11 protein-coding genes are annotated in these 12474 nt (G+C 45.2%); 7 read left to right on the top strand and 4 right to left on the bottom strand.

Annotated features, from left to right (window positions below; all coding sequences use genetic code 11):
- The first annotated feature begins 16 nt into the window (after positions 1-16).
- The 5 genes from L3C95_RS20890 (at position 17) to L3C95_RS20910 (ending at position 6538) form a co-directional block, all read left to right on the top strand.
- Positions 17-667 carry a sugar transferase gene (locus tag L3C95_RS20890; RefSeq protein WP_317207700.1) on the top strand — a complete coding sequence of 217 codons (651 nt, stop codon included), beginning with the start codon at positions 17-19 and terminating at the stop codon, positions 665-667.
- A gap of 40 nt (positions 668-707) precedes the next feature.
- Positions 708-1850, top strand: coding sequence for a DegT/DnrJ/EryC1/StrS family aminotransferase (locus L3C95_RS20895; RefSeq protein WP_236390579.1), 1143 nt, complete (start codon positions 708-710; stop codon positions 1848-1850).
- Between the two features lie 54 nt (positions 1851-1904).
- The gene (locus tag L3C95_RS20900; protein ID WP_236390580.1) at positions 1905-3662 is read left to right on the top strand and encodes a DUF4838 domain-containing protein; all 1758 of its coding nucleotides are present in this window, start codon (positions 1905-1907) and stop codon (positions 3660-3662) included.
- A 176-nt stretch (positions 3663-3838) separates the two neighbouring features.
- Positions 3839-5473, top strand: coding sequence for a gliding motility-associated C-terminal domain-containing protein (locus L3C95_RS20905; RefSeq protein WP_236390581.1), 1635 nt, complete (start codon positions 3839-3841; stop codon positions 5471-5473).
- A 183-nt stretch (positions 5474-5656) separates the two neighbouring features.
- The gene (locus L3C95_RS20910; RefSeq protein WP_236390582.1) at positions 5657-6538 is read left to right on the top strand and encodes an FkbM family methyltransferase; all 882 of its coding nucleotides are present in this window, start codon (positions 5657-5659) and stop codon (positions 6536-6538) included.
- Positions 6539-6607: 69 nt separating this feature from the next.
- Here L3C95_RS20910 and L3C95_RS20915 read toward each other — a convergent pair whose 3' ends face one another.
- Both L3C95_RS20915 and L3C95_RS20920 read right to left on the bottom strand, forming a co-directional pair.
- Positions 6608-7240 (bottom strand): class I SAM-dependent methyltransferase, encoded by a 633-nt coding sequence (locus L3C95_RS20915; RefSeq protein ID WP_236390583.1) that lies wholly within the window; start codon positions 7238-7240, stop codon positions 6608-6610.
- Positions 7191-8108 carry a polysaccharide deacetylase family protein gene (locus L3C95_RS20920; protein WP_236390584.1) on the bottom strand — a complete coding sequence of 306 codons (918 nt, stop codon included), beginning with the start codon at positions 8106-8108 and terminating at the stop codon, positions 7191-7193. Before L3C95_RS20920 ends, L3C95_RS20915 begins: the two co-directional genes overlap by 50 nt.
- 284 nt (positions 8109-8392) lie before the next feature.
- On the opposite strand from L3C95_RS20920, the gene L3C95_RS20925 reads away from it, so the two are divergent.
- On the top strand, positions 8393-9010 hold the full coding sequence (locus tag L3C95_RS20925; RefSeq protein ID WP_236390585.1) for an acetyltransferase: 618 nt from the start codon (positions 8393-8395) through the stop codon (positions 9008-9010).
- Positions 9011-9128: 118 nt separating this feature from the next.
- Here the strand turns inward: L3C95_RS20925 and L3C95_RS20930 are convergent, their stop codons facing one another.
- Positions 9129-9476, bottom strand: a complete 348-nt coding sequence (locus L3C95_RS20930; RefSeq protein ID WP_236390587.1) for an SWIB/MDM2 domain-containing protein — start codon at positions 9474-9476, stop codon at positions 9129-9131.
- A 183-nt stretch (positions 9477-9659) separates the two neighbouring features.
- Between L3C95_RS20930 and L3C95_RS20935 the strand changes: the two genes are divergently transcribed.
- Complete coding sequence (locus L3C95_RS20935; protein WP_236390589.1) at positions 9660-10436, top strand: ThuA domain-containing protein; 777 nt, start codon at positions 9660-9662, stop codon at positions 10434-10436.
- A gap of 1154 nt (positions 10437-11590) precedes the next feature.
- On the opposite strand, the gene L3C95_RS20940 is transcribed toward L3C95_RS20935, so the two are convergent.
- Positions 11591-12283, bottom strand: coding sequence for a response regulator transcription factor (locus L3C95_RS20940; protein WP_236390591.1), 693 nt, complete (start codon positions 12281-12283; stop codon positions 11591-11593).
- Positions 12284-12474: the final 191 nt, after the last annotated feature.

Consider the following 12474-nt stretch of genomic DNA (forward strand, 5'->3'; position numbering starts at 1 on the left):
GATCATAAAGCCGTTGATGGATGGCATAATCGCGTTTGTTGGGCTGGTAGCACTTTCACCGTTGCTTGTTTTGCTTACAGTGTTCCTCTATGTGGCCAACAAGGGAAAACCATTCTTCCTTCAGCCCAGGCCCGGCACGCACGGACGGATCTTCAGGGTTGTCAAGTTCAAAACAATGAATGATAAGCGGGCAGCGGACGGACAGCTGTTGCCTGATGAAGCAAGGCTGACCCCGGTAGGAAAATTTATAAGAAAAACCTCTCTCGATGAACTTCCACAGTTAATAAACGTTTTAAAGGGAGATATGAGTTTGGTAGGCCCCCGCCCCTTATTAGTTGAATATCTGCCATTGTATAATGACCTGCAATGGAAAAGACATAGAGTTAAACCGGGTATTACAGGCTGGGCACAGGTAAATGGCAGAAATGCCATCAGCTGGCCTCAACGGTTTGCCTATGACGCATGGTACGTAGATAATATCAGCTTCGCGCTGGATGTAAAGATCATGCTGATGACGGTACTGAAGGTGATACAATCCGAAGGTATAAGTTCCTCCTCATCAGCCACCATGGAGAAATTTGCCGGCAACGGGGTACCGCAACCCGAAGGTATAGGTTCCTCCTCATCAGTTACCATAGAAAAACTTACCAGAAACGAGGTACAATAAGTTATGAAAAAATGATACAAAACCTTTAAACCTTACGCGTGTGAATACAAAAATCTGGCTCTCATCACCCCATATGGGACACAAGGAACTTGAATACGTACACGAGGCCTTTAAAACCAACTGGATAGCCCCTTTAGGACCTCATGTGGACGGATTTGAACGTGACGTTGCTGCTTACACCGGCGCAGGTCATGCCGCTGCATTATCATCAGGAACAGCAGCTTTGCATATGGCGCTCATTTTACTGGGCGTGGGAAAAGGAGATGAAGTGATCTGTCAGAGTATGACATTTGCTGCTTCTGCCAATCCCGTTATGTATCAGGGAGCCACACCCATTTTTGTGGACAGCGAGGAAGAAACCTGGGGAATGGACCCCGACCTGCTGGAAGAAGCCATTAAGGACAGGATTGCCAACGGTAAAAAGCCTAAGGCGATCATTCCGGTGCACTTGTACGGTATGCCCGTAAAAATAGATGAAATAATGACCGTAGCGGCAGCATACGACATCCCGGTGGTGGAAGATGCTGCGGAGGCGCTGGGCTCTACCTTTCAGGATAAGGCGTGTGGCACATTCGGAAAGCTGGGGGTACTCAGTTTTAACGGTAATAAGATCATTACCACCAGCGGTGGCGGCGCCCTGGTAGGAAATGATGAAGACCTTATTAAAAAGGCCCGCTTCCTGGCCACACAGGCCAAAGATGCTGCACCACATTACCAGCACAGCCAGCTGGGCTACAACTACCGGATGAGTAATGTATGCGCAGGCATAGGCCGGGGCCAGATGGAAGTGCTTAACGACCGTGTGGCACAGCGAAGGGCAAATCATGACTACTACTTAAATCAGCTGGGCGATCTTCCGGGCATTACTTTTGTTATGGAACCGGAGGGATTTTATTCCAACAGGTGGTTGACAACCATACTGGTGAATCCCGCCGAAAGTAACGGTGTTACCAGGGAAGAGATCAGAATTGCGCTGGAAAAAGAAAATATAGAGTCAAGGGCTGTATGGAAGCCAATGCATATACAGCCGGTATTTGAAGGCGCTCCTGCTTATGTGAATGGTACGTCCGAAAAATTGTTTGACCAGGGACTTTGTTTGCCCAGCGGATCGAACCTTACCCACAAAGAACTGGACAGAGTAATTAATATATTCAATGAAGTAATGCAGCCGCAAAAGGTATAGGGCGACTGATACCGGCATAATAAAAATGCGGTTGCGTAAAAAAAGGACGTGAACATGAAAATAGCATTTTTATTACTGGCGGTATTATCGGGCGCTTTTACCAGCTGCGCACAGGGCATTGTTCTTGTAAAAAACAATGCGGCCGTATCAGGGATCGTTGTGGCAAAAGACGCCAGCGACCAGGTGCAGACTGCAGCGAAGACGCTACAGCAGTATCTGCAAAAAAGTACCGGCGCTACCCTGCCTATCAGAAACACCGGGCAGGGTACATCCAACCTGTATGTCGGTAAGGGCGCTTATTCCCGTATAGGTAATGTTGACCTGGATGAAGATGGCTTTCTCCTGCAGGCAGTTGATGCGAATAACTTTGTTATTCTCGGCGGCAGCGACTGGGGAACTGAATTTGGGGTATATGATTTCCTTGAAAGGTTCGTAGGCGTAAGATGGCTAATGCCGACGGATGTAGGAACGGTGATCCCTAAACTGAGTACACTCAGGATTCCCGCAGTTAAGATTGTCGAAAACCCCGTCTTTTTATCGCGCGCAATATCTCCTATCTGGATCGATAAAAATACCACTCCGCTGAATCAATGGGGTAGGTTCAACAGGCTGAGAGGCAGAGTAGAGGCTTCCCATAACCTGAAGAACCTGTTCCCACCGGAGAAGTTCTCCAAGGCCCATCCCGAATTCTATCCGATGGTAAAGGGAAAGAAAGTGTTACCTACAACCAATACTGATCAATCCTGGCAACCTGATTTTGGTGCGTCCGGTATTGCGGATGCTGCATCAAAGGAGATCATCAGCTGGTTCGACCAGCATAAGGACGCGACAAATTTCTCATTAGGCATCAACGATTCCGGCAACTTCAATGAGTCGGACAATACCCGGAGCATGGGCCGTAAGAATACACTGGGATTTCTCAGTTATTCCGATCAGTATTATGCCTGGGCAAATGATGTGGTAAGTAAGGTGAGAAAAGTATATCCGGGAAAGAAATATCCCGTGCTTGCCTATACTTTTGTAGCAGACCCTCCCACAGATAGAAAAGTCGATAAGGATATCATTCCTTTTATTGCTTATGAAAGGGCGCGCTGGGGCGCTAAAGCATTAAAACAGACAGATCAGGACTTAACCCTGCGATGGGGACAGGCTGCACAATCATTGGGCTGGTACGATTATATCTATGGTCTTACCTATCTGCTGCCGAGGGTTTTCTTTCATGCCATGAAAGATTATCTCGTATGGGGAAGTACACATAAGGTAAAATATTATTATGCAGAGCTATATCCTAACTGGGGCGAAGGCCCCAAAGGATGGGTGCTGGGAAAACTATTATGGAATCCCAACCAGGACGTGGATGCCCTGCTGGATGATTGGTACAGGAACGCTGCCGGCAAGCAGGGAGGGCCTAAACTGAAGGCTTATTATGCGATATGGGAAAAGTTCTGGACGCAGGACGTATTTGCCAATGGCGGCAATTCAGACACGAAAAGCAGAATTCTCTTTTACGATCCCTCTTACTTACAATCAGTACCAGATAATTACCTGACCCAATCCGATAAACTGCTCAGCGACGCTTATAAACTGGCCGAAACAGATCAGCAAAGACAGCTGGTGACCAGGTTGACCCAGATGTGGACCGTTTACAGATTATCCGTAGTAGCATACAAGAAATACAAACAGGGGAGAGGAAACTCGCCCGAAGGCAAACAAAGACTTCAATTGCTGCAATCATTAAAGACCGACCAGCTCTATTCACTACCAGCTAATTCTATTCTTTCCAGGTCTACCGTAACAGGTAATGACTGGTAATACCCCGCAAAACGATTGAGATTCCAATGTTCATGTATTGTAAAATATGAAATATTTGATGTCGGAAGTAATAGTTATATAATAACTTTTGTATATTTGATTCAGACTATTGTTCCAGACTAATTAATCATCCTTGCTACACATTGTAAGTAGTGAGAGACCTATCCTATGAACCTATGAAAATCATTGTCCGTCTGTTCCGGCAACGGAATGCCATGCCCAGACGCCACTCATTCTCCATTGGAGAAAAACGAATAACCTGTACCGGCCTGAAGTTACTCTGTTGCTTATTTATTGCAACGCTGTCTGTCTGTTCTGTTGCAGCGCAGGACATACCATTGGTCAATCCCTCACTTGAAGATAAGCCCAAGGATAATAAAGCGCCTGCAGGCTGGGTAATTGCAGCACAGACGCCCGATGTACAACCGGGTATGTACAAGGTGTATGTGCCACCTACCGATGGTAAGTCTTATGTAGGCATGCACAGTGGGCCCGGATACCTGGAAGGTTTTGCACAGGAGCTGACAAGTGTTATGCGGGGAGGACGATCTTATACGATGTCTTTTGATCTTGCTTTTTACGTCGCTTATGTATACCGGGGATGTTATGGGAATGTATCCGTTTACGGAGGAAATACGCCCAGCGATACCGCTGAGCTGTTGTGGAACTCCGGAGATTTCTATCATACTGACTGGCAACGTTATGCTGTTACGCTGAGCCCTTCGGCGGATTATAAATATCTGGCTATTTACGCCACCGTATCTGCTGCTGCATGTAATAGTAAGTATGGGGTGGTGACGCTCATCGATAATCTGTCGCCACAGCTGAGGGAAGCGCCGCAGATCAGTATTGCGGCAACAAATACCTGCAAGGGCGGCAATACAGGAAATATATCCGTGAATGTAATTGCCGGAACAGGCCCCTTTACATATGAGTGGTTGCCGGGTGGAGAAACAACCAGTCATCTGTCGCATCTTGCTGCCGGTGATTACCAGGTAATGGTAACAGCAACAAATGGTCTGAAGGTAACAGGTAAAGTACACATAGGAGAGTCAGATCTGTCAAGTTCTGTTACCGCAACACACGCCTTATGCAATGGAGATGATCAGAACCGTTTGCAGATCCGGACAACAGGCGGACAGCCGCCATATCGTTATTACCTGAACAACGCTGAGTATGGTGTGAGCACACCTGAATTTGATCATTTGCCTGCTGGCAGATATAGTGTGAAAGTGGAAGATGAGAACGGCTGTTCCAACAGGATAGAAGACATTCGAATCACTGAGCCACCTGCACTTACGCTGCGACACATTGCCGTGAAGAATACGAGCTGCAGCAGCGTACACGATGGCCGGATCACGTTAACTCCTGAAGGAGGAACACCTCCTTACGCTTATAGTATTTCTGCACGGAATATTGTACAAACTGACAGCACACTGCAACAACTTGAAGCGGGCTGGTACAGCTTTAAAGTATCTGATAGTCATGGCTGCATGGTAGAAGGGCAGGCCGGTGTTGATATGGAGACGCGGGATTGTGCCGTGTATACTCCCACTGCATTTAGTCCAAACGGAGACGGGGTTAATGATGTATTCAGGGTGAAGGTAAATGATGAGGTAACAGGATTCAGACTCGCTGTTTATGGAAGATGGGGTAACCTCATATTTGAAACAAACGATCCGGAGATAGGCTGGGATGGTGCGCAGAAAGGGAGTTTTTTACCAGCAGGCAGTTATGTGTGGGCGCTGACATATACAGACAGTAAGAAGCAGCCGGTAAAACAGCAGGGTACTCTTGTACTGGTCCGCTAATGGCTAAAGGATTGTTACTGAGGCGGAAAAAAGTTTTCCGGTTCGGAAATTTATCGTAGTTTGAAGTAGGAATGCAAGTTTTTTTTCTAAGAGATTAAGGATAATCCTGATAAACTAACTACAGGAAAGGATTGTTATATTTTGTCTTTACCCCGTTTAAATTCCATATTAGAAACCAATCCCATGAGTCTTCTTACTACTTTGAAGTTTCTGGCCAACCATCCGTTGAGCTCAGACCGCAAGTTCCGGACCATCTGCCGTTTTATTGGCTGGCAAATCTCCTCCAGGCTGACGCCGTATCCCGTCATTTATCCTTTCACTGTAAAATCAAAATTGATTGTACAAAAGGGAATGTCCGGAGCTACAGGCAACTTATATTGTGGTCTTCATGAATTCCATGACATGGCCTTTTTACTGCATTTACTGAGGGCAGGAGATCTATTTGTAGATGTGGGTGCAAATGTAGGCGGATATACGGTATTAGCTTCCGCCCATGTAGAAGCAGACACCATAGCTATAGAGCCTGCTCCGTCGACGTATGCAAAGTTACTGGCGAATATCCGCATTAATGATATGGCGGACAGGGTGCATCCGTTAAATATAGCATTGGGGTCGAGTGCCGGAGTCGTGAATTTCACAACATCCCTCGATACTACCAATCACGTAGTAGTGGAGAATGAGGTGGCGGACACCGTAGAGATCAATATAGATATGCTTGACAACGTGCTGGAAAAACAGTCTCCCATACTATTAAAAATTGATGTGGAAGGATTTGAAACCGAGGTGTTGAAAGGCGCAAAAAAGACATTGCAGAAAGAAAGCCTGAAAGCCATTATAATTGAACTAAACGGCCTGAGCGAGCGCTATGGTGTGGAAAACAAAAAGAACCATGAAGCGCTGCTGGGATATGGATTCCTTGCTTATACTTATGATCCGTTTAAGAAAGCGCTTCAGAAATGTGAGACCTTTGGTGATTTTAATACCATCTACATCAGAGATATAGATTTTGTAAAGAACAGATTAACGACTGCCGATAAGGTATATCTCAGGAATCAGGCCATCTGAGACGCTGAGGCAAATAGCATTAAATCCCGCGCGGTTATTACTGCGCGGGATTTATAATTAATGAAGATTTTATTTTTTCCTGGCCACGGTGACCCAGCCTCCGCTGGCAGGTATTATATCAAGACTTTTAATGTTACAGCTGGCGTGAAGCTCCCGTATGGTTTTTTCACTGTAATGATAAACGGAACAGGTATAACGATAGCGTCGGAGCACCATTCTGATCCCATTACTGGGCCAGGATGCAACAAACGCTTTATTGGTAACAGCGGCCATTTTTTTAATAAATGAGCGTGCATCTTCAATGTAATCAAATACGCCTGCCGCTACTGATACATCAAAAGTCTGGTGGTCCAGATCATGCTTCATGAAATCTCCCTCTATGAATTTACAACGATGGGCGACCCCTTCTGCAACTGCATATTTTTCCGCATACTCAATCATTGAAGCAGCAAAATCAATTCCCAGCAGGAATGACGCATCTGAGTTCTTCAACCAGGTTACACTGTTTACGCCCGGTCCTGAGCCTATATCTAACACAGTAGGCCGGTCGTATTCCTGTATTGTTTTAAGCGCTACAGCCGTACGAGTGTAAACCGCCTGCCTGAAAAGTTTGTCGAAGAATGAGGGTTTCTTATAATAATTGGCGAACAGCTCACTGCGGACATCCCAGTACTGTTGGGCTGTGTGTATGTGTTTTGACATTCTCAGCTTTTTTTAAACAGGTAATGAAATTATAACTTTGAAGTAAGGAGCCTATTTTCGGCCGGATAGAGTTTCGGAACAGGTTCCACCGTACATTCGCAATGAAAGTTTTGGTTTTGGAGTAATTGGTACCTGGCGGATAGTTTTCGCTGCAATTGATATACCGCGTGTCAAATTCGTAGGGATGCAGATATAACATTACATTCTGTTGCCTGTCGTTCAGGTCCCTGAAAATACGGTCTAAATAGAACTTTGGAAGGAGTCTCATATACCCGCCGCCGGCTACCGGTATTCTCTTCTGTTTCCAATCTATCACTGTCAAAGGAAGTTCAACAATTGATCTGCCATTAGGCAATTCATACAACATATCGCTTGTGTTAAAATTGGCTATCCCATACCGCCGAAGTTTCATTGGAAAGATACTGCTGTCATATACGAGTCCCATTTCAGACAACATTTCCAATACATACAGATTACTTTCATCAATAGAAAAATAGGGGGCTCTGTATCCATAGACAGGAGCTCCTATAATATCTGTTATCAGGTTATAGGAATCTGACAGGTCTTTATACGCCTCTTTTTTACTGAGACGGCGCATGTTTACATGATGCTGACCATGCATAGCAATTTCATGTCCCTGACTGGCGATCTTCATTACCAGGTCGGGACGGTACTGTGCAAGCATGCCGAGTATAAAGAATGTAGCCTTTTGATTTGTTTGAGATAAGATGTCAAGAATGATGTTGGTTTGTCTCTCTATTGTTTTAAGCGGCCGTGTGATAAGGGAACAATAATCTCTGCATAATATCTGACCAAAATCTTCCCAGTCGATGGAAAGTGTAAATGTGGGCGTACAGCTGTTTTTCATAATATTTTGAGGTTGTGTGGGACTATAAATATTTCTGCTGATTCAGGATAAGGTCAATAATGATGCTGATAGCTTTTGATGTTTCGGTTGTATTGTTTGGATACGGTAGCGATAATTCACGGAAAGGTTATGCCTACAAAGGAAGATTTTTTTTCTTAGAAATTAGTTAATGCCATGTTAATCACTAAAACAAGAAAGTGCAATTTTTTGGAAATGGTTTTATTCAATATATTTAAACATGCTGCCTTTATAGCGAGCAGCAGACGTCTAAAACAGTGATGAGCATGCATAACCCAAAAATTTTTATTCGAGGAGCCGGTAGCCAGGCGAAAGTGATCCTGGAGATACTGGAAGTACTAAAACAAGATTGTGCCGGCATTTTTGATGATAACCCCGACATTAAAGAAGTACTGGGCTATCCGGTATTAGGCAGGTGGGATCCTTCATTGATAAGTAAAGATGCTAAAATGATCTTAGCCATCGGCACTAATGCAATCCGGAAAAAAATGGCGGACACAATGGACTGCCAGTGGATGAGTGCCATTCATCCTTCTGCTAATATTTCAACACGTTGTTCCATTGATCCCGGGACCGTGATAATGGCTGGCGTCAGTATCAATACCTGTGCAGTCATTGGCAGTCACGCTATTATTAATACCAATGCCTCTGTTGACCACGACTGCAAAGTAGGCGACTTTGTGCATATATCTCCCAATGCTGCTCTGGCCGGTCATGTTACTGTGGGAGAGGGAACGCATATTGGTATAGGCTCATCCATAAAACAGGGAGTAAAGATCGGTAAATGGTCTGTAATAGGCGCGGGGACAGTTGTGATACGCGATGTTCCCGACAATGTAGTTGTAGTAGGTAACCCGGGCCGGATCTTAAAGATCAATGTATAAAGCAGGGCACAGATACAAACAACACATCATTGATGGGTTGTTACCTGCGCTTGCGTGTAAGTAACAACCCATCAACAAAACAAGGAACCCTCGTATTAATCAGATAAGGGGTTGACAATTATTTCACGTGTTGATTCATTTCTTTGGCCAGTTCAAACATAGAGATCTGGCTCTTACCATTGAATACTTTTTTCAGTTTGTCATCAGCATTGATCATGCGTTTGTTCTTGCTGTCCTGCAAATTATGCTCCTTAATATAATCCCAGATCTTTTTCGTCATTTCAGTTCTGGGCAGCGGATTGCTGCCAATAACAGCTGCTAACTCCGGACTGGGCGTCAAGGGTGCTTTGAGCCCTTTTCCACCTGCGTCTTTGGCCGGTTTCTTAGCCGCAGACTCCTTAGCCGGAGCTGTTTTTGTAGTGCTTTTTGCTGCTTGCTTTGCTGTCGTTTGTTTTGAAGTAGGCATTTGTAAACCTTTTTTATGATTGTAATAATCAAGGCAACCCCAAATACTATGCCCCAATTGCACGGATACAGGATATATACCGGTGAATGATGGCGGGAAACAGCACATATGGTTCGCTGTACAGATCTAGCATTATTGGGCGGGATGTGTTATTTTGTAAAGATCACAATCATCACAATAACCATGTTTCAACGTATTTTCCGGAAGATCATCCTCTTTATTCCCGTTATGGCCGGCCTGTGTTCCTTACTGGCCATGCAGCCTGTTAAACCCCGTTTCCGCGTACTGGCACTGGCGGAGAACGGTGGGCATCATATTGCCTATTCAAAAACTGCAAAGGTCTGGCTGGACAAGCTGGCCGCCGACAGCGGTTTTGCTATTGATTACGTTCAGAACACTGATCAGATAGACAGCGCTTTTCTGGCGCAATACCAGTTGTTCATCCAGCTGGACTATCCTCCATATGCCTGGAAGCCGGCAGCAGTGAAAGCATTTGAACAGTATATATCTGAGGGAAAAGGTGGCTGGATCGGGTTCCATCATGCTTCATTACTGGGAGAGTTTGATGGTTATGGTTTATGGCCCTGGTTTTACGATTTTATGGGAAAGATCCGCTTCAAAGATTATATCGGCGATTTTGCCGCTGGCGATGTACATGTGGAAGATGCTGCGCATCCTGTGCTGAAAGGCGTGCCGGCAGTATTTAATGTAAAGACGGAGGAATGGTACACCTACGACAGAAGTCCGCGTCCTGACGTACATGTACTGGCCAGCGTGGACGAAAGCTCTTATAAACCTGCTTCTGAAAAGAAAATGGGTGATCACCCTGTTATATGGACAAATAGCGCATATAAGACCCGGAACGTCTATATATTTATGGGGCATTCGCCTGACCTGTTTGAAAACAGGGCATACCTTCTTTTGTTCCGTAATGCCATTTTCTGGGCAGCGGGGAAGTAATAAGGGACGGGGAAAATGATTGACCAGGACCTGGAGAGAGCGGCGGAAAGGCAATATGGTTGCAGTATAGCAGATATGTAACAATTCATAAGTCCCGGATTTGCCCCTAGTTCTGTCAGCGTATTGTCAGTTTTTACGTTTTTCCGGATATTATTTACGCAAAAGCGATGATTTCCCCGGACCGAAAAATCAAACTAAGAATGTATTGACGAATGCGGGAACCGTTAGACCTTATGACAGCTGAATGAGAAAAAATGCTGTGAATGTGGCAAAAAACTATCATGCATATTCACGCAGTCGGTTGCCAGATATTTCCACCATCCAACAAACGTGTCACCTCGTATTACAAAGATGATGCAAGAATAAATTTTCGTTAACCAAGGATTAACAACTTTCTAATTAACAAAGTCTTAATATTGCATTAACAATCCTTGTGAGGGTAGCCCCAGTTACCAGATACCAAATAGGATTCGATAACTGGGGTTAACAAACAATGGATGAAAGACCGGCTTTCCATTCATGGTTGGCCGTTTTTTTTTGTGTTTACCTCTGGTTGAAACCGGGGTTATAAACACACCGGGGGAGATACCACCGGAACAAACAAAACCGGGGTGATATTGCGGGTTACAAACGCAGCCCCGGGGTTGAACCCCGCGCTACAAACACAGCAACCCCTAAAGGGGTTGATCTACGCGACCGTTGTTAATAATTTCCTCTGCATAAAAAAAGAGCGTTCAATTGAGCGCTCTTTTACTTTTAAAGCCATGTAATACCTTGTTTCCAGACATAGAGGCGCCTGGCAGCATTCCCGTTGTTTATTGGATCAAATTCACAACAAACCACCAATCAACCCCGTCAGGGGTTGCCGTGTTTGTAGCGCGGGGTTTTCAACCCCGGGTATCAAATGTATGCGCGACATTCACAATCCCCGGGGTCTTCGATGCAGCGGTGACATTCGCAACGCCGGCATCGGATACAACAAACCATCAATCAACCCCTTTAGCGGTTGCGTGTTTGTAGCGCGGGGTTTTCAACCCCGGGGTATCAAATGCATGCGTGAGGTCCCCGGCATCCGATATCAAATGCTATGCGTGGCATTGGTAACCCTGGGTATTAAATGCATACCGCGTGAATCAAATATCATCTCGGGAAATTTACCGGGCATGCGTTCCCCCGTAACCGATCGCAAATTTGACGAGGGCATTGGGTCCTGAGAGCTGTAGTTTCTTGGTGATATTATGCCGGTGATTATCTACTGTGCGTACACTGATACATTTAAAAGACGCGATGTCCCTGCTGCTCATACCCCGGGCTATCATATCCAGGATTTTAGCTTCTGTTTTGCTCAATCGTTCATTGATCACAGTGCCCCTGCCATCAGCATGAATAGGAGGTATTATCGTCTCTTTAACAGGTCCGAGGGTCTCCCTGATATGATGGTATCGGCTCAGACGGGATTGGATGCTTTTCAATAGCTCTTCGCCGCTGAATGGATATACCAGGTAATCGTCCGCACCCAGGTTCATGCCCTTTCTGACATTAGGGGGGACGTTAAGCCGGTTAAAAAGAATGAAAGGCAGATGTTTCAGACTGGGATCATCTCTGAGGGTAATAAGAAACTGATAACCGGAGGTATCGGTTACCAATACATCACACAGTATTAAATCTGGTCGCTGTTTGTTTGTCAGTTGTACGCCTTCAGCAACGGTGTTGGCCGTTATCACATCATAAGTTGGCATTAACTGCTGACGGAATTTGCGCAAAATAGATGCATCTCCTGTTACCAACAGGATTTTCGATGGGGGAGCCTCATGTGCGCCGGAGGCTACTGGGTAAGGTGTATTCATGGTACATGGTTTATCCCCGGTAAAACGACTTCAAAAGGTCATTCTGCGGGAATGCTTTATTAGGTTAATGACTCGTCTTCTAATGGTTAAAAAAAATTGGCTAGCTCTTTAAGCCTTGCATGATAAGGTCGATAGTAATAATAACAATCTTGCTGAGGCTTTGGAAAAAAGATACGGGATTTTTTGAGTCC

It is taken from the genome of Chitinophaga filiformis (genome assembly GCF_021646545.1).
GTDB classification, from domain to species: domain Bacteria; phylum Bacteroidota; class Bacteroidia; order Chitinophagales; family Chitinophagaceae; genus Chitinophaga; species Chitinophaga filiformis_A.